The following is a 19,819-nucleotide window of genomic DNA, read 5'->3' on the forward strand; positions in this document are numbered from 1 at the left end:
ACTGAACCGGTGAAATTCCTCACGCCGTAAGGCTTCACAAGCCTCATCGTAACGCTCAAGCTCGGTCGGATGATGGCGAGCAAGAAAACAGCGGTAACCATGATTTCTCAGTGTGTGATAGTGATTGTCGAATTGCGCCTGCAGCCACTGATTAAACCGGCTACGGGTTTTTTTAAATATCTCCGGTTCAGCCAGCGCCTGCACTGACAGAGACTGGGACGGTTCCCGAATGTGTTCTTTCGTCGTCATTGTACTCATAGGGTTAACTCCTGTTGTAAAAAAATGACTGACGGAGTTAACCCTCACGGGTTTCCCCGTCAGGGTGATCAATAAATTAGGCGTCCAATGCAATCAGCAACCGATCAGATTCATGTTTAAGCCGCAGCGCTTGCCATAAGGGGGTCTTCATGTCGCCGTCATGCGGCAAACAGAAAAAACCAAACGTCACCTCACACGTTCCCGGCTTGGCTGCCGACCAGGCTTTGAATGCCTGGTAAATCAGTTGATGAAACCGCTCTGTTTCATATTCTGGCACAGACGGATAACTTACCATTCGCAGCCAGACTGGCTCTTCAATCGCCACAGCCGGCATCACCGCCCGGGTAACGGCAGTCAACGTCTCATTGACCATTATGCGGCCTCATCATAAGCTTTCGATAAACTACGCTGTCTCAGCAGACGCGTGAGCATCTGTTGCGCCGAATCCACCGCTTCCGTTTCGTCGATAAGGTACCGCTCGCCATAAAACGGCTCCGGACTCTCCTCACCGAAATACAGCAACTCCACACCCGGTTTGTAGCTGTGTCTATCTCTGATCACCACCGGTCTCCCGCACGACTTCGCGTCATCAGAAAGTTGCCATTTACCCGCATACACCGTTTGTCTCCGTGCCTGGGTCATATGAGTCACCGGCAGTCTCACCTGTCTTCGGCGTAACAGCCAGGACATAACATGGTAAAACGACAACGAAATCCAACGAATAATGCTCCAAAGTACTGTCACAAAGATCATTAACATCGTTCGTTTCCTTTATCCCCATAACAACTGGAAAACCAGCAACAGCACACCTAACGTCAGGATCCCCGCAACTTTGAACAGCGTTATCATGCCCAAAAGTTTAAGAAGTGCGTCACGATCTCGGTAGTCACACTCATCACGGATCAAATCTCGGATAAGTGAACGTTGTTTCGGTGTTAACCTCTCTGAAGCTGACAAGGTTGTCATATCAGTGGGGGGGTGAAAAGCAGGCATTAACCACTCCTGTTACCGGAAGCCCGCCCTTGATGGGGACAAGCCCCGGGAAATGTAAGGAAGATGTTCATCACGAACATCATACAAAGTGAATAAATCCGTCAGGTCAATCCTTATCAAGATGCCTGATAAGTATCGCTAGCCGGGGCAATCTCCCCGACGTCATTTTGCGCCCAATCAGCGCTTCAAACTGGACAGCTTGCACCGATATTTCAGTGAATAACGATAAAGTTTGCATAATATTTCCTCAAATGTAAAAAATGAGGAATAACCTCATCCCTCAGGGAAAGGTATTCCCCATCAGGAGGTGGTTGATATGAGAGAGACAACAGGCTTCACCCTGTCCCTCGGCGGTGAGATCATCAGATGGCCAGCCGACCACCGTGTGTTACTAAAAATGCACCTTCATCACTGTAATCAGTGATACCCGTTTTCAAAGGATAAACGGGTGTACCGCCCAAAGGCACCATCTCTCAGGTTACAATGGTTTTATGACAAGTCACCCAAAGGCGTCAGTCTCAGACTCATCTGACATTGGCCGTTGTCCGAAAACAACAAGTTAACGCACTGATATTAAGCCCGGGGCGGTTTCGATTCAAGCTAAATTCAAAAACCAATTAATCATCACTGTGCTGTTTATTGTAGACACGGGCAACATAATGCCCTCGCCCGTCACCATGCCCTAAATCCATTGAAACCATCGCTTCCGCTTCTTTTCGACTGAATCCTTTCGACAGATGATAATTTATGGCCTCAACAGCATAAGCATAACGCAAACTGTGTGGCGAAGACTTTCCGGTTAACCCCGCTTCCCTGACGATATTCCGGTAACGATCAATGGCCGAATGTAAATTCGGTTTATCAATCAAACGCCCCTGATTTTTATTGGCATACTTTATTGCCGTTCTGACTGCCTGGATCACTTTATCCCGCTCAACCACCGTCGTGTCACGGGGACGTCCTCCTTTTGTACCAAACACTACCCTCACTCTTTCATCCCCACGCAATAAGGCTTTTTCCCACGTTCTTAATGACTTTGCCGCCTGAACCGCTTCTTCTGTTCGCAGTCCCAGATAACGAGAAAGTTGCATAGCCGCAGCTACCCCTTCATCTTTCCCCCGGACCAAAACAAGCGTCGTGTGATAACGCTCATCCGAAATCGCCATCTTAGTCCCCTCCCGGCTGGCGCCAGATAATCCGAGCGCATGATTACTTAACCGTTCGTGATGAGGGTTAGCTAATTGAGATCTTCCCGCCATAGCAAATATCGCCCGAACAGCCGCCATCTCATTTTGTAACGTGCGCTTTGAAATATTTTCTGACTTTCGGCTATCGATATATTTTTCAATATGATTAATTTTCATATTCTTAATATCACGGATTTGAATATTTAATATCGCTATGCTTTCTGCCAGACGTTTGGCTATTTTCATTCTGTCTGAAACGGTTTTAAAACTGCCGCCAGCCTGACGGGCCAATGTGACTAACTGTTTACTCAACTTTGACATTCAAACGATTTCCTTTTTAACCCACACGACACCACCGCTTGCAACCTGACGGAGGCAAGCAATACAAAACAGTATTCTGAATGTCATCTCTCAACCCCAACGGCACGGTTTGATTTGCGCTTCCTGCGGCTCGACTGATATCTGTGCATCGGGGTGGCGAATGTTGAGTTCTTACGAGGCACCCCAGCTCTCTGAGCTGTTCGCGGTTTACACCGTCCTGACCGTTGTCAGACTACCTCCAACGCCAGTTTTCACTGACGTCGCCATCAATATCGAGTCGATTGTTCTCCTTCTTCTGAATATAAAACGTCAACATGATTGTTTTTCACTCAAGACGTTAGGGTAAGTGGGCAGTCTTCAAACTATCCTGACCGATGTACTACGTGTCGATCAGACGGTAGAAGACGTGGGGAAAGCTTGTATTACGTGGTTTGGCAGGTTGTACGCTGGCAGCGTCACTTGGTTTTCGTTATCACGCCAACAAGTGACGCTGCCGGTTTCCTCTGGGCCCAATGCGTTGTCCGCAAAATATCCAATAACCTGTCGAATCTGACAACAGTCATCCAGACTGCTGAACGAAACCACCCAGGCAAGCCAATCGTAGAAAGCAAAATCAACCCGCAGGTTATTGTTTGAGGATACTGGCAAGTCAGAAAATTGCCTGTGAAATTGCACCTTCATCACTATTGTTAGTGATACCCGTTTTCAAAGGATAAACGGATTTGCCGTCCGAAGACGCCATCTCTCAGGCTACAATGGCATTGAAATCAGTCACCCGAAGGCGTTCCTCTCAGACTGCGGGAACATTAACGATCGCTTACGCGACAACGAATACTGCCTTAAATTAATCAAGGTCCATTTCAAGGTCAAGAAAGCTTTTCATACTGTATAGAATCATCATTTATGCCTTTCAAAAAGTGAGCAAAATGACAGGCCGAACAGTTGATACAAAGCAAGACTGGCATAAATCCGCACTAGCGATCTTTGTCTCCTTAAGGTTCATGATTTTTTCCACTCTGTGAATTACTAATGACGAACACCTGCTTCTGATGATTATCTCCCAATCCTCAATAGCCTAGTACCAGTTCTGCCTACTGAGCTAAAAGTCGTCATCCAACCTAATCAGAAAAGGTCATTTCTTATCAAGAATTAACGAAATCTGTCATATTTCAAGTGATTCAATACTGAAATCAATCAATATAAATGTGATGCAAATCACATAATAAAAATAAAACAATAAAATTAATTTGAAATTATTAATGTTGATTATTAAATGATTAATATTAATCTGTTTTTTATACAATCCTGTCACAAAATAATCACATTGGCCTGTTTTTTGCTTTGTCATATAACCTCTTGTTTTTGCTGCTATCTTGACCAACTCCCTATTTTAGTTGCCCGGTTGATAATCAACACTGAATATTGATCGCTAAGTTAAATTAGTGGTTAATACTGTTTCAACATTGTGGAATAACAAGTCAATGAAAAGCAGTATTTTAGTCTTAACGGTTTTTTGTAGTGCAGTCTCAGGTAGTCAAGCCGCCGACATCGCAGATCAACAACTCATTCATCAACAGGCCCGCCAGCAAGCCCTGGAGGCGCAATTAGCCCCACCGCCTGCGGAGGTTCACCTGTCGGTACCGGAAACGGGGGAGTCATCTGCTTTTCCGGTGGAAACCCCGTGTTTTCCTGTCACTCATGTAGCATTGGCAGGCACCGAAAATTTCCCGCACTGGTTACCGTTTCGACGTGTCGCCCAACAGGGCGAAAACCATTGCCTGGGCGATAAAGGCATTAGTCGGCTGATAACCCAATTGCAAGATCAGCTCATTAATCACGGCTATGTCACCAGCCGGGTTCTGGTTCCTCCCCAGGATCTGCGTACCCAAACGCTAAAACTGGTGATGATACCGGGCAAAGTCCGGCATATCCGCTATACCCCTGACAGCGGGAAATATATCCAGCGGATAACCCCCTTTCCCGCGCGTGAAGGCAAACTACTGGATTTACGGGATATTGAGCAGGGATTGGAAAACCTGCAACGTTTCCCCACCGTGCAGGCGGATATGAACATTGTCCCGGCAGAGCAACCGGGGGAGAGCGATATTGTGCTGGACTGGCGTCAGTCCCGGCACTGGCGAGTCGCGACTTATCTGGATGATACCGGCTCCAAAAGCACCGGGCGTTATCAGGGCGGACTCACCTTTTTTCTGGATAACCCCCTGGCGCTCAGCGACCTGTTCTATCTCTCCGGTGGGCGCGATATTCATTCGTCTGCCGGGAAAGGCAGCCAAAATGACACGCTCTATTACTCCCTGCCCTTCGGTTACTGGATGGCGAGCGTGACGGCCAGTCATTACGATTATACCCAGACGATAGCCGGGCTGAATCAGGCGATCCAATACCGGGGCAAAAGCCAAAACCTGGCGGTTCAGCTTAGCCGGATGCTGCACCGTAACGCTGACCAGAAAACCCTGCTCAACAGTGAAATTTATCGTCGGGCGTCGCGCAATTTTATTGATAACACTGAAATCGATGTTCAGCGCCGGGAAACTGCGGGCTGGAAGCTGGGGCTGTCCCATCATCACTTTATCGGCAGCGCGACGCTGGATACCCGGGTGACTTACCAACAGGGCATGCGCTGGTTTGGTGCGCAACCCGCGCCGGAAGAGTACCGCAATGAAGGGACCGCCTTACCTAAAATCACCCAGTTCTCGGCGACACTTGCCGGGCCGTTAACGCTGTTTTCTCAGCCCTTTTCTTATCAGACCCAATATTTGCGCCAGATAAGCGCCAGCCCATTGACGCCGCAGGATCGCTTCTCGATTGGCGGTCGCTGGACGGTGCGCGGCTTTGATGGCGAGCTGACCTTATCCGCTGATCGGGGTTGGTACAGCCGCAACGAACTGGACTGGCAAACCCCGCTGAAAGGGCAGTCGCTGTATTTGGCAATGGATTATGGCGAAGTGGGCGGACGGGGCAGTGACGCACTGCTCGGAAAACACCTGGCGGGGAGCGCTCTGGGCTGGCGAGGCAGCCTGAAAGGGGTGAGCTACGACCTGTTTGTCGGTGTCCCGCTGTCCAAACCCGCCGGTTTCCAAACCTCCCCCGTCACGGCCGGATTCAACCTGTATTGGCAGTATTAATTTAAATAACAAAACTGCCGGTGGGTAGTATTGTGTGGAGCAAACGTCATGAACAAGCAGTTATATCGTATTATCTTTAATCAATCTCGCCAGATGTGGATGGTGGTGGCCGAGATAGCGCGGGCCGGACGGGGACGAACCGGACGCCGCACCCGTCGCCCCTCTTCACCGCAGCATCGTTGCCGACTCACCGCGCTACGGTTTGGGTTGTTGTTCGCCCTTGGCGGGATTTCGCTCACCGCACAGGCGGCGATTGTGGCCGACGGACAGGCCCCGGGACGTCAGCAGCCAACCATTATTCGCAGCGCCAACGGCACGCCGCAGGTCAATATCCAGACGCCGGGTGCCGACGGCGTTTCCCACAATACCTATCGCCAGTTTGATGTGGATAAACAGGGAGTTATCCTCAATAACAGCCATCAGGCCACCCAGACGCAACTCGGCGGCATGGTGGCCGGCAATCCGTGGTTAGCCAAAGGGGACGCCAGCGTTATTCTTAACGAGGTCAACAGCCATGATCCCAGTCGTCTCAATGGCTGGATTGAAGTGGCCGGGCATAAGGCCGAGGTGATTATTGCCAACCCGGCGGGCATCACCTGTAACGGTTGCGGGTTCATTAACTCACATCGCACCACGCTCACCACCGGACAGGCGCTGATGGAGCGAGGCCGGCTGAAAGGGTTTGATGTCAATCAGGGGGAAGTGCGGATTGACGGGCACGGCATGGACAGCACACAGCAAAGTTACACCGATATTATCGCCCGCTCCGTGGCGATTAACGCCAAATTACACGCGCAAGACCTGAAAGTGACCACCGGGCGCAATATTGTGGATGCAACACATCAGCAGAGGGAGAAAAAATCGGTTGACGATGAAAAGCACCCGGCGTTTGCGTTGGATGTGGCGGCGCTGGGCGGCATGTATGCTCATAAAATCAGGCTGATAGGCACCGAAACAGGGGTAGGCGTGCATAATGCCGGTAATATCGGCGCGTCTGCCGGGGAGGTCCATATCACCGCTGATGGCCGGATAGAGAACCGCGGCGCTATCAGCAGCCGTGACGCCCTGCAATTAACGGCTTCCTCTGGTCTCTCGAACACCGGCAAATTGCTGTCACAATCGGCGGTGAATTTACAGGCGGGCGGTACGCTGGATAATCGGGGCCGGGTGGAAGCCCGCGGCGATACCACGGTCAACGCCGACACAATACACAGCAGCCATAACAGCGTATGGGCCGCGGGACTGGATGATAACGGCAATACTACCCGCCCCGGCTCCTTGACTCTGACCGCGCAGCACGTTCAGGCCAATGGCAAAAATCTGGCCACTGATACGCTGGCTGTCCACAGTCAGCAGATTGACCTGAGCGACAGCCAGACGGCGGCCGGGCAGATTCAACTCACCGCCGGTCAATCGGGCATCAGTACCGCTCGCGCTACCGTCAACGCCGACCGTTTGACGGCGAAAACGCCGGGCCAGTTTAACAACGACGGCGGCCAGTTAGTGGCGCGGGAAATTCACCTCACGACCCCGGATTTATCCAACCAGCAGGGAAAAATTAACCAGACCGGGACCGGTGAACTGGCGCTCCATACCCGCACCCTGAATAACCGTGAGGGGATGGTATTCAATCAGGGGAAATTGACCCTTACCACTGACCGGCTTAACAACCGTCAGGGCACTATTGCCAGTCAGGGCGAGGACCTGCATCTCACCGCGCATCAGGCCGATAACAACCAGGGGACGGTGCAGTTGGCCGGTCAGGGGCAATTATCGCTCAATACCCAACGGTGGCTGGGTGATAAGGGCAAACTGCTGACCAATGGCGCCCTGACGATACAGGCCGGTGAACTGCAACTCAACCACGCTGAAACTCAGGCCGGGCAGATAACCGTCAACGCCGACACCCTGAGCCATCAAGGCGGTGTGATGCAACAACAGGGCAAAGACACGCTGTCCCTTACCACCCGGCGACTGGATAACCAGCGCGGTACCATTGCGGGCAACGGTCACCTGAACCTTAAGGCAACGACCGTCGATAATCGTCACGGCAATATCGTGGCCTCCGACAAAGGTTCGTTGACATTGGCAGTCAAAGACACGCTGGATAATCAGTCGGGCAAACTGGAAGCCGGCAACGCGCTCCAGCTCAGCGCTGCCCAACTGGATAATCGCCGGGGTAGCATTGTTGCCGCCGGGGACAGCGCCACCCTCACTGTTGACAAAGCCATTCAGAACGCTAACGGTCATCTTGAAGCCAAAACCCGACTGACCACCACCAGCCAGACGTTGGATAACACCCAAGGCGTATTGCTGGCACAACACATTGACAGCCAGACTAAGGGACATCCCTTTACCAATACTGCCGGACAGGTGATAGCCGAAGACACGCTGACGGTCAACAGTGGTCAATTGGATAATACCGCAGGGTTGCTACAATCTGGTCACGAGATGGCCATTGATACTCACGGGCATAAGCTCACCAATACCCGCCATGCCGACTCAAAAGCGGGCCGGTTATTAAGTGGCGGGCAGTTAACTTTGCGCACCGGCGATGTTGACAACACCGGCGGGATAATCGCGGCGGACGGCAAAACCGTGTTGACCAGCACCGCGCTCAATAATACGCAGGGCCAGATAGCCGGCAATGGCGGGCTGGATATTCACAGCCGACAACTCACCAACCGCGAGGGCACTTTACAATCCGCCGACGCCCTGACTTTGGATACCGACGGGCAGTTACTGGATAACCGACAGGGCCAGATTATTGGCGAGGGCAAAACCACCGTCACCAGCGGCCCACTGGACAATCGCCACGGTTATCTGCAAGGCGGACAGTTGGTTATCGACACCCGACACGCCGCGCTGGATAACCGGGACGGCAAGTTGTTATCCACCAACACGTTAACCCTGAACACTCACCAGCTCGACAATCGTCATGGGCAGATGCAGGCGGTGGGCGACACCACTCTCGATGTTGATACCCAAACGGATAACACCGGCGGCCTTATCCGTGGCGGTCAGCAATTGACCCTGAACACCGCTCGCCTGATTAACCGCGAGACGGCGCACACGGATAACGGGCTGGAAGCGCAAAACCTGACAGTAAACGCCCAACAGGTGGACAATACCCAGGGCGCTTTACGGGCGGCCAATCACCTGCAAGCTCAGGTGAGTCACACGCTGGAGAATGCGCAGGGGTTAATCTCCGCAGGTAAACAACTTACCGTAGGCGACGAGACCCGTCCTGCGTCTCTGGTGATTAACAACCGGCAAGGCACCGTGATTGCCGGGGAGCACGCCACGATTAACACACACTCTCTGAGCGGTGACGGCCAACTGTTATCACAGGGCGATATGGCGGTCACCTTAACTGAGGATTTTCACCATACCGGCAACACCGCGGCTAATGGCAATCTGACCCTGAAAACGACCGGCAATCTTATCAATGACCGCCAGATAAAAGCCGGTCAGGCGCTGCATCTGGACGCACAGAATCTCACCAACAGCGCCTCCGGTGAAATCAGCGCCAAACAAACGCAAATCCAGGTTCACGATGCGCTGAACAACACCGGGCTGATTGACGGCGGCCTGACCCATCTCACGGCCAACACCCTGAACAATACCGGCACCGGGCGCATTTACGGTGACCAACTTGCCCTTCAGACGGGCACACTGAATAACTCCGCACAGGACGGCAAAGCCGCCGTGATTGCGGCGCGGGACCGGCTGGATATTGGCACCGGCACACTGAACAACAGTGACCATGCCCAGATTTACAGCGTGGGCGACCTGCACATCGGCGGCCGGTTGGATAATACCCTGACGGCCACCGGTCAAGCCGGTGAACTCAATAATCACGCCGCGACGATTGAAGCCGGGAACAACCTGAAGATTCAGGCTGACCGGATTAACAACACCAATGCCGGGTTGGTGACTCAGGTCGTCGAAACGGAAAAATCGCAACATCACGATGCCGTACTGAGCGGCCAGACCTCCCGTTACGACTGGTCGCAGGTGGACACCTCCCGCCACAATAAATACGGCGTGCACGATGCCATCATGCCGGACGGCAGCGGCAGTAATGATTTTTACGAATATCAGTACACCCGGACTGTCAGGGAAACTCAGGTCAAACAGAGTGACCCCGGTAAAATTCTGGCCGGCGGCAATATGACGCTCAACAGTGCGCAGGTCACCAATCACGACAGCCAAATTATCGCCGGCGGGGCGTTGGACGGGGTGATAGGCGAACTGCACAATATCGCTACTCAGGGGGAACGGATTACCACCGATACCGGCAGTCAGACTCACTGGTATGCGAAAAAGAAACGACTGAAGCCCCGATTCCGTGGTACCAAAACCTCGCAGGGAAAAAGCCGCAGCCGTTATGCTCCCGCGCCGGTAATAGAAACGATTGATTTGAAAACCCTGGCCTGGCAGGCGCATACCCGTCCACAGGGCACCGATATCACGATTACGGACCGACAAACCGGCCAGATACATTCTGCCCCTACGGCGGTCACACCGGTGAACGGTATCAACAATCAGCCACTGGTCTTGCCGCCCGGTCAGCCGTTTGAACTGACGTTGCCCCCGGAGACCGTCAAAGGACACACGGTCGACCCGGTGATACGCGTGGTGACGCCCGATACGCGTTTGCCGAATAACAGCCTGTATACCGTGCAACCGGGCAGTGACAGCCACTATCTGGTGGAGACCGACCCGAAATTCACCCAGTATAAGCAGTGGCTGGGCTCGGACTATATGCGGGAACAACTCACTCACGACCCGGCGCTGGTCCACAAACGTCTGGGCGATGGGTTCTACGAACAGCGTCTGGTGCGGGACCAAATCACCCAACTGACCGGCCAGCGCTATCTGCCCGGTTACAACAACGATGAAGCCCAGTTTAAAGCGCTGATGGATGCGGGTATTGCCTTTGGCAAACAGCAACAATTGACGCCGGGTGTGGCCTTGAGTCCGGCGCAGATGGCGTTGCTGACTTCGGACATTATCTGGCTGACTAACCAAACCGTGACCCTGCCGGATGGCACTACCGAGGTGGTCACTGTGCCGCAGGTTTATGCGCGCGTCCGTCAGGGCGACCTGCGCAGTGACGGTGCCTTGCTGGCCGGGAATACCGTGGCGCTCAACAGTCAGGGCGATATCACCAACAGCGGCACGATAAGCGGGCGTGACGTTACCCAACTGACGGCCAACAATTTGACCAACAGCGGCTTTATTCGCGGCGGCAAAGTAGATTTAGCGGCCCAACAGACGCTCACCAACCGGGGCGGCCGGATTCAGGGGGATGACCGGGTAGCCTTGAAAGGCCGGGATATCATCAGTGCATCGACGGTGCGCGGGGATGAGGCTAACCGCTGGCTGGACCGTCCGGCGGGGATTTATGTGCAGAACGATAAAGGTACCTTGTCGTTGAGCGCCATCAACAATGTGCAATTAACCGCCAGTGACGTCAAAAATGCCGGTCAAAACGGTCACACCGAGATAACCGCAGGCCATAACCTGACATTAGATACCTTAAGCACGCGCCGTACAGAGCAGGGCAACTGGGGGAAAGAGAACTACCGCCACCTGACCCAGCAACAGGATATCGGCAGCCAGATAACCGGCGCCGGTGAGGTGACCCTGCAAGCCGGGCAGGATTTGAACGCCACCGCTGCCCACGTCAACGCCGGTCAACACCTGACGGCGCAGGCCGGGCATAACCTGACGCTGACCACCGGGACCGCCTCATCCGACTTAGTGGAGCACAGCAAGCAAACCAGCAAAGGCTGGCTGTCGAAATCGTCAGTGGAAACCCACGATGAAGTGCATGACCGGCAGGCACTCAGTACCACATTCAGTGGCGATAAAGTGAATTTACAGGCCGGCAAAGACCTCAATATCCGCGGTAGCAATGTGGCGGGTACGCAGGACGTCAGCCTGAACGCCGGTCATCAGCTCACCGTCACCACCGCCGCGGAAGCGCATAATGAAACCCATCTACGGCAGGAGAAAAAATCGGGCCTGATGGGGACCGGCGGCATGGGTTTCACCTTAGGCAAAACCAGCCAGAAAGTCACCACCGACAGTGACCGCCAGCTTAGCAAAGGCAGCACGGTCGGCAGCAGTCAGGGCAACGTGACTCTCAACGCCGGAGAACAACTCCGGGTTCACGGCAGTGAGGTGATTGCCGGTAAAGACCTGACGCTGACCGGTCAACAGGTCGATATCACCAGTGCGGAAAACCGCCATCACACCACGACAAAAACCGAACAGAAACAGAGCGGTTTAACCGTGGCGCTGAGTGGCACAGCAGGCGGGGCCGTCAACAGCGCGGTGCAAACAGCCAGAGCCGCCCGCACTGAAAGTGACCCGCGAGTGAAAGCCCTGCAAAACACTCAAGCTGCCCTCAGCGGAGTGCAAGCGGTGCAGGCTGGCCGACTGGCGGAAGCTCAGGGCAGTGATGATAAAAGCAATAATAATCTGGCCGGGGTGAGCCTGTCCTACGGTCGGCAATCCTCCCGTTCAGAACAGCAGCACCGCCAGACCACTCAACAGGGCAGCCATCTCACTGCCGGGGATAACCTCACGATAACGGCTCACGGGGATAACAAAGGTCCATCAAATCAAAGCGGCGATATCCGTATTCAGGGCAGCCAGTTACAGGCGGGTAAAGACCTGCAACTCAATGCTAATCGGGATATTCAGCTCTCCTCCAGCCAGAACACCGAACAGACGACCGGCAAAAACAGCAGCCACGGCAGTTCGCTGGGCGTGGGCCTGACCGCGGGACCGGGAGGCACCGGTTTGAACGTCTCGGCCAATGTCAGCCGGGGCAACGGCCGTGAAAACGGCAACGGCGTCAGTCACACTAACACCACATTACAGGCGGGACAGACCGTCGGGCTGAACAGTGGCCGGGACACGACGTTAAAAGGCGCTCAGGTCAGCGGCGAGCAGATTACCACCGAGGTGAAACGTCATCTGACCCTCAGCAGCGAGCAGGACAGCCAGCGCTATGACAGCAAACAACAGAATGCCAGCGCCGGCGTCAGTGCCACCGCGGGTCCCCTCACCAACGGCACCGCGAGCCTCAATGCCAGCCGCAATAAACTGCACAGCAACTATGACAGCGTGCAGGAGCAGACCGGGCTGTTTGCCGGCAAAGGCGGCTATCAGGTTCATGTCGGTGATCACACCCAATTGGACGGCGCGGTGATAGCGAGTCAAGCCGACAAAGCCAAAAACACCCTGAACACCGGGACGCTGGGCTTCAAGGATATTCAAAATCAAGCGGACTTTACTGTTGAGCAGCAGAGTGCGGGCATCAGCCTCGGCCAACCGACCGCCGGTCAGACCCTGAATAATCTGGCGGTCAATGCGCTGAGCGGTTCCAATAACCAGGGCCATGACAGCAGCACCACGCACGCCGCCGTCAGTGACGGCAACCTGATTATCCGGGACAAAGCGCACCAGACGCAGGATGTCGCGAACTTAAGTCGCGATACCGATAATGCCGCCAATGTCCTGAGTCCCATATTTGATAAGGAAAAGGAACAGCAACGGCTGAAACAGGCGCAACTGATTGGTGAAATCAGCGCCCAGATGACCGAGATAGCCCGTACGGAAGGGAAAATTATCGCCACCCAAGCGGCGAAAGCGAAACTGAATCATATCAGTGAACAGGACAAAGCCAATGCCAGAGAAAAATTGATCAACGCAGGCAAAAAACACCCGACGCCAGCGGATATCAATCAACAAGTTTATGACACCGCTTACACGCAGGCACTGAATGAATCGGGCTTTGGGACCGGCGGAACCTATCAGAAAGCCCTACAGGCGGCCACGGCAGCGATTCAGGGCTTAGCGGGCAACAACCTCGGTCAGGCGCTGGCAGGCGGAGCTTCACCGTATCTGGCGGGGGTGATTAAAGATCTGACCACCGATCCACAAACCCATCAGGTGGATATCGCCACTAACACGCTGGCCCATGCGATTTTAGGCGCGGTAGCGGCAGAGGTCAGCGGTAACAATGCTCTGTCAGGGGCAGCCGGGGCGGCTTCGGGTGAACTGGCGGCTCAGGTCCTGATAAAACAACTTTACGGCGATGGGGCCAAAGTCAGTGAGTTAACAGAGGAGCAGAAGCAAACTATCAGCACCCTTTCCACCCTGGCGGCAGGACTGGCAGGCGGCATTGCCGGTGACTCCACCGCCAGTGCCCTCACTGGGGCTCAGGCAGGGAAGAATTCTGTAGACAATAATGCTCTTGGTTATGGTCCAGGAACCTTTTGGGGGCAAATAGCCAACTCGATCAGTTCAGATGCATCATTGTCCTTTGATCTACAAGGTAAAGGGAAAACAGTAGAAGAAATAAACGAAGCTATAAAATACTCTCATCAGGAGCCATCATGGGGTGTTACTTATAAAGTTAAACCACATATAAAAGGTGAGGTTACAGCAGGAATAGGTCCAGCAGGGTTTGCTGAAGCAGCATTGGATCCAAATAAATTTGCAATTAATGGTGGAATGACAACAGCTATTGGTGCTCATGGTGGAGCAACTGTCGGAATAGAATTTGGCCCTTATTTCCCAGGTTTATTGGGAGCCCAAGATAAAGATTATTCTTTTGATCTAGGTTTTGGCTATGGTTCATTTGGAATATCAGCAGGAAAAGATGGAATAGGTGTATCACTTGGTATAGGGCCTTCAATTGGCTGGGGTGGTATTTCAAGGGAAACTCCATTAGGTGAAACAGACGTGAATGGCAAAGTTGGCACTGAAATATATAAACATGAGTTTAAGGATAAATGAACATGATTGTATATATTCCGTTTATTTTGATGGTCTTGAGTCTGTTGGGGTTTCTTGCATGCTTCATCTACTTTGGCTTGAGCAAAAAAATTTCACTAAGAAGTGTAAAATCTCCATTGCTCTTTTTTGATTTTTGTTTTTTTAATAAAAACAAACTTGCTAATTTTTCCATGATAATATTATTTGTTATTTATATGTCTGGAATTTGGTTTGAATTTATTAAAAATGGAAACTTAATTTCCTTTGTTAGCTATTTTATTGGCGTGTTTGCAATTCTTGTTTTTCTTATTCATTGCAGATTTTTCTCAAAAAGAAAATTTGCACATAGAAATAATATTGAATTCATAAAAGAGTTTGCTTTTGAAATGGAAATAAGTCTTCAAAATACATTATTATGGTTATCTAGGTTATTTTATATTGTTTGGCTTTATTTGTTTTTTTCTACGTAATTGTTGTTGCGGATAATAATTTCCTGGGAAAACTGGTAACAGAAGGGTGTGCAATAGCTGCTCCGTGTCGAGCCAAAGTGGCAGAAAAAGTCCTGGAGGTAGGCGTTAAGGCGGGTATAACCGGAATAGTGGCAAAGGAAATCGCTGATAAGATTTCTTCAGAAGACTTAGACCATCTGATTATGCTTCAGATGATGGGAAATGATGAAATCACACAGAGTTACCTAAATACACTTCAGGATAAATACACTCAAGTTGTTGATCCAGCTAATCTGCCAACACATACAGGTGGTAATCAGTCTGACGATATAAAGAAATACCCTAATCATACCGGTGGAAACCAACAGTTAGAGCCGGGTAGTATACCGAACCATACAGGCAATGGGGAAAACCAGTCTGGTGTTGCGTCAAATCATACTGGTAATACGGAAGGTAAGCCGGATGTAGGTGGTAATACGACGGTGACCCCAATTCCTTATGGTCCGAAAAAAGATGATTTTATTTATCAGGCCAAAGGAGAAAAACCAGAAAACTATTCTCCTGTAGGAGCAGGTAGGTCAGGTGCATTTAATGAAGCAAAACGTCGCTCAGGAATTCCTATTGGAAAACATCCTGATAGAGTATTGCCAAATGTTGATAAGCGAGGAAGGCTCCAGCCTGGAAAAATTTATGAATTTGATGTTCCTAAAGCAGGAGGGGGAACTCAAACAATACAAATTAGGGATGATGCCAAAGGTCATGATTTTGGAATAAATGATCCCCAGAATAGAGGGCCTCATTTTAATGATGAAAAAGGGAATCACTATGACTACTGACATGATAGTTAGATATGCTACTGATATCTGTAAAAATAACGATATCACTAATTTTAGTTCTTTATTTATTACAGAAATGAATATTGAAGCGGTAAGTTGGGAACTATTAGATATAAATCGCGAAAGAGGTTTTGTACCACTTTTTACGAAAATGGTAGAGACGCTAGAAATTTATGATGATAGAAGTTCTATTTGTTTATATATAGAACTATCTGGCGTTCAACCAGATACATCTATTACTCGGTATAAACAAGCTTGGGGATTATTAAAATCAAGAGGAAATGATACAGAATTCGCGTTAAAAAAACAGAATGTTATGGTTCAGTCTTCACGGGGCTTGACTTTATCAGGGTTATGTCACTTTCATCTTTCCGATTTAAAAACAGCTGCAAAGTTAGTATTAACTGAAAAGAAAACATATTTGGCACTTATCCCCGACGAAAATATTTATGAGAGGTTAGATATAACACAAATTCGACATATTTCAGATTGGGCAAATTTCATTTGGCAACATAATGGCATCGTTTTAATGATATTAGGTGCTTTCGATGATCTTGGCTGTGAGATTGTTGCACTAGGAAGGAATGAGAATATTTTTTCTCTAACAAAAGGTTGTTACGGACAATAACCATTTAAGCGTTGACCAGAATCGTTCAAGGAGTGAGGAACTGGTCAACTGTCAGGGGATACCAGTTGTCGTTCTGTTGTCAGGGATAAGTATCGCCAAGAGGTAACCCTTTCTACTCAGAACATTGGTATCTTGGTGAAGTAGACAATAGATGCTAATACCTCATCGATGAGAAAGTTATCTTGAAAAACGCTGTTAAAGAGCGAGCTTCTTCGCGGTAATACGCAGTTTAAGGATAAATGAGCATGATTGTATATATTCCGTTTATTTTGATGGTCTTGAGTCTGTTGGGATTTCTTGCCTGCTTCATCTATTTTGGCTTGAACAAAAAAGTTTCACTAAGAAGTGTAAAATCTCCGTTGCTCTTTTTTGATTTTTGTTTTTTTAATAAAAACAAACTTGCTAATTTTTCCATGATAATATTATTTGTTATTTATATGTCTGGAGTTTGGTTTGAATTTATTAAAAATGGAAATTTAATTTCCTTTGGTGGCTATTTTATTGAAGTATTTACAATTCTTATTTTCCTTATTCATTGCAGATTTTTCTCAAAAAGAAAATTTGCACATAGAAATAATATTGAATTCATAAAAGAGTTTTATTTTGAAATGGAAATAAGTCTTCAAAATACGTCATTATGGTTATCCAGGTTATTTTATATTGTTTGGCTTTATTTTTTTCTACGTAATTGTTGTAAACAATAATGTATTTAATATGGGAAGTCTGTTTGGTTATAAAGGAGGAGGAACTCTGTTTGATCTTATGGAGCAAAGGACCGATACATTTACTAATGAACGGGCTATTCAAAAAAATAGGAGATCAAAATGGCTATCTTAGTTAACGATAACAAGATTAATATCAATGGGAACTTAATTATACTTAATCGAAAAATCATTAAAGCAATAGAAATTGATAATGGTTCTGTTCTTGTCTTAATTGGTATTCCTATAGGAGATGATGGACTAAATAATTTATTTTCTTATACAAAGAACGGAGAGTTTCTTTGGCAAATAGAGCCTTCGGATTTACAAAAAGAAGATCAAACAAGTTACCCATACGAAGGGTTGAATGTTGTTGAAGGGCAATATTTTGTTGTTGATTTTTATGGAAGAAGAATATTTTTCGATCCTTATACTGGTCTATTCTTATCACGAGATGTTGTAAAATAAGATGTGGATAATAACGTATTAGCGCTCAGTGTGATTGATACATGAGCTAATACAGATATTTAATATATTTCTAATGGTAGTGTTGATTTCAATGATATTGTTTTTGTGCATTAGACTGGCTCAAGCTATGTAAAATGTGATGGTTCAAAGAGTGATCGAGTAAAGTTTTTCTTTATTATCAGATGGTTGTGTCGTTTTTTTATAGACGGAATATTTCTTTTTTCACTTGACGATGTAAATAAGTCTATTAAAAATAGGGGTATTTATCGGACTAATAAGTTATTGATTTATATACTATCACCTGTGTAATTTAATAATTAATCCTTGGATTGAAGTTACTATTTGGAGAAATTTTATGAAGTGTATCAAATGTGAAAACCGAGCATTACATGAATCAGATTTTTGTGCAGCATGTGAAGCGAAAGAACTGAGTGGCATTGGCGGATTTCTCTATTTTCCGGCAATAAATCTTATCTTTGTAATATTGAGTTCTTTATTTAGCGCATATAAAACAATGACAATCTTGATCTCTGGTTATGATTTTTTAGGTGAATTACGTATCTTTATAGGATTTGAGTTTATTTGTTTTATCATTATTTTTGGAGTTGCACTTTATACATCTATTCTTTTCTTTAGAAAAAAGAAAAAAACACCTTTATTTTACATTATCCTTTTAGTTTTTACTTCATTATTTGTAATAACCGATTTATCATTGGCTCATTATATATATGAAATAAAACTGGATTATAATTATCTTTTCTTGCTTTTTAGAACGGTGATTTATACATGTATATGGGTACCTTACTTTATTATATCCATTCGAGTTAAAAGAACATTTATAAAGTAATGATTAGAATTAAGCTATTTTGCAAACAATATTCAATAAGAGTAGGTGAATTCTTTACAACCAATATTTATTCAAAAAATATGACAGTCAAAACTACCTCGACCTTGTGAATTGCTCCCAAAAGTCAGGCAATTTAAATCACTCGTTCATCAAGGTCTGAGTAGTGTGTTTTGCTGGGATCAAACTATTTAATTTCTACTTGATTTGTGAACGTGCGGCGGAAAAGGTAAAGGCAGGTTGAAGTATGAAACGTAACGTGGGGAGAACATATCCAACCTGCCATCTGACTAATCGTACAGACTTGGATAGTGTATCTTACTCATTCTTATTAATCATTGAATAATTTACTCAAGAGCGATAATACCCTTGCGAGATTAAGATGGCCCACCTATCCAGTGAGCCATTTTTACCGTTATTGCTTAGCCTTATGGCAAGTTAAATCAGGCAAATTTTCCCTTGCCAATTGTGGTATCCGCCCAAGCCGTCGTAATAGCCTCTTTCGCCTTGCTGTCCAGCCCTTCGACAAAACCGTTATCACCGGCTGTTGGGGCAAAACTGCTCATTGTCTGGATCAAGGTGTCAACTGCATTGTCGGAAAGTGCCGTAAATTCACGCTCTCCCGAGGCACTCTTATCCCCCATCCGCACCACCAATTTGGCACGGTTACCATTAAAGTAATCACTAAAAGTGACTGAACCCACCGATTCAAACAGGCTCTGAGCAGTTTTATCCTGTGTAGGGCGATTCACTGATAACACCAGATCATATCCACTGCGCTGGAACCACAAGTCTTGCCAGTCAATATCGTTAAAGGCAATCATATCTTCTGCATTGATATCATCAACCTGACTGTCAATCACCTGACCACTGACCACAAAGCTGTCTACCCCTGCACCACCCTGGAAATGGTTCTGATAACCGCCCAGCACCAGCAGATCCTGACCCTCTCCACCATCAAACTGGCTGAATTTCGAAATTGTGGCCGCGATCAGGTGGTCATCACCTTCTCCACCATTAATTACCGCATGATAGCCCATCAGTTTAATGACATCGTTACCGGCGTTACCGTCAATCTGGTTGTCATTACCAAACACCCGGCCAAAGTCATTGCCTTCACCCAGCTCAACCCGGTTGTTATTACCGATGGTCGCGGCATAATCCTGCTCTTCCCCGGTATCCACCCGGT

General features: G+C 48.7%; 14 protein-coding genes and 2 pseudogenes. 8 read left to right on the forward strand and 8 right to left on the reverse strand.

The genetic code is table 11. The features are described from left to right. From SLS51_RS21320 to SLS51_RS21350, 7 genes and pseudogenes are all read right to left on the reverse strand, one after another. Positions 1-258: pseudogene (locus SLS51_RS21320) on the reverse strand (hypothetical protein); the annotation flags it as partial. A gap of 76 nt (positions 259-334) precedes the next feature. Then, complete coding sequence (locus tag SLS51_RS21325) at positions 335-631, reverse strand: hypothetical protein (RefSeq protein WP_323840560.1); 297 nt, start codon at positions 629-631, stop codon at positions 335-337. Beyond that, complete coding sequence (locus tag SLS51_RS21330) at positions 631-900, reverse strand: hypothetical protein (RefSeq protein ID WP_323840561.1); 270 nt, start codon at positions 898-900, stop codon at positions 631-633. Before SLS51_RS21330 ends, SLS51_RS21325 begins: the two co-directional genes overlap by 1 nt. Positions 901-1,029: 129 nt before the next feature. Continuing rightward, a complete protein-coding gene (locus SLS51_RS21335) occupies positions 1,030-1,251 on the reverse strand; it encodes a hypothetical protein (protein WP_323840562.1) in 222 nt (73 codons plus the stop codon). A 106-nt stretch (positions 1,252-1,357) separates the two neighbouring features. Then, the gene (locus SLS51_RS21340; protein WP_323840563.1) at positions 1,358-1,489 is read right to left on the reverse strand and encodes a hypothetical protein; all 132 of its coding nucleotides are present in this window, start codon (positions 1,487-1,489) and stop codon (positions 1,358-1,360) included. A 379-nt stretch (positions 1,490-1,868) separates the two neighbouring features. Continuing rightward, the gene (locus SLS51_RS21345; protein WP_323840564.1) at positions 1,869-2,759 is read right to left on the reverse strand and encodes an integrase domain-containing protein; all 891 of its coding nucleotides are present in this window, start codon (positions 2,757-2,759) and stop codon (positions 1,869-1,871) included. A 390-nt stretch (positions 2,760-3,149) separates the two neighbouring features. Then, positions 3,150-3,407 carry a hypothetical protein gene (locus tag SLS51_RS21350; RefSeq protein WP_214089534.1) on the reverse strand — a complete coding sequence of 86 codons (258 nt, stop codon included), beginning with the start codon at positions 3,405-3,407 and terminating at the stop codon, positions 3,150-3,152. An 833-nt stretch (positions 3,408-4,240) separates the two neighbouring features. On the opposite strand from SLS51_RS21350, the gene SLS51_RS21355 reads away from it, so the two are divergent. The 8 genes from SLS51_RS21355 (at position 4,241) to SLS51_RS21390 (ending at position 18,633) form a co-directional block, all read left to right on the forward strand. Continuing rightward, positions 4,241-5,905 (forward strand): ShlB/FhaC/HecB family hemolysin secretion/activation protein, encoded by a 1,665-nt coding sequence (locus SLS51_RS21355; RefSeq protein WP_323840565.1) that lies wholly within the window; start codon positions 4,241-4,243, stop codon positions 5,903-5,905. A gap of 48 nt (positions 5,906-5,953) precedes the next feature. Beyond that, on the forward strand, positions 5,954-14,725 hold the full coding sequence (locus SLS51_RS21360; protein WP_323840566.1) for a hemagglutinin repeat-containing protein: 8,772 nt from the start codon (positions 5,954-5,956) through the stop codon (positions 14,723-14,725). Between the two features lie 2 nt (positions 14,726-14,727). Next, positions 14,728-15,174 carry a hypothetical protein gene (locus tag SLS51_RS21365; protein ID WP_323840567.1) on the forward strand — a complete coding sequence of 149 codons (447 nt, stop codon included), beginning with the start codon at positions 14,728-14,730 and terminating at the stop codon, positions 15,172-15,174. Further along, positions 15,147-15,989 (forward strand): HNH/endonuclease VII fold putative polymorphic toxin, encoded by an 843-nt coding sequence (locus SLS51_RS21370; RefSeq protein WP_323840568.1) that lies wholly within the window; start codon positions 15,147-15,149, stop codon positions 15,987-15,989. Before SLS51_RS21365 ends, SLS51_RS21370 begins: the two co-directional genes overlap by 28 nt. Continuing rightward, positions 15,979-16,617: a hypothetical protein gene (locus SLS51_RS21375; protein WP_323840569.1), complete on the forward strand. Its 639-nt coding sequence runs from the start codon at positions 15,979-15,981 to the stop codon at positions 16,615-16,617. Before SLS51_RS21370 ends, SLS51_RS21375 begins: the two co-directional genes overlap by 11 nt. A gap of 245 nt (positions 16,618-16,862) precedes the next feature. After that, on the forward strand, positions 16,863-17,321 hold the full coding sequence (locus SLS51_RS21380) for a hypothetical protein (protein WP_323840570.1): 459 nt from the start codon (positions 16,863-16,865) through the stop codon (positions 17,319-17,321). 120 nt (positions 17,322-17,441) lie between these two features. Next, positions 17,442-17,786: a DUF7957 family protein gene (locus SLS51_RS21385; RefSeq protein WP_323840571.1), complete on the forward strand. Its 345-nt coding sequence runs from the start codon at positions 17,442-17,444 to the stop codon at positions 17,784-17,786. A 355-nt stretch (positions 17,787-18,141) separates the two neighbouring features. Beyond that, positions 18,142-18,633, forward strand: coding sequence for a DUF2569 domain-containing protein (locus SLS51_RS21390; RefSeq protein WP_323840572.1), 492 nt, complete (start codon positions 18,142-18,144; stop codon positions 18,631-18,633). A 923-nt stretch (positions 18,634-19,556) separates the two neighbouring features. Here SLS51_RS21390 and SLS51_RS24750 read toward each other — a convergent pair. Continuing rightward, a pseudogene (locus tag SLS51_RS24750) lies at positions 19,557-19,814 on the reverse strand (hypothetical protein); the annotation flags it as partial. Positions 19,815-19,819 lie beyond the last annotated feature (5 nt).

Source organism: Photorhabdus africana, from assembly GCF_035181445.1.
Lineage (GTDB): Bacteria > Pseudomonadota > Gammaproteobacteria > Enterobacterales > Enterobacteriaceae > Photorhabdus > Photorhabdus laumondii.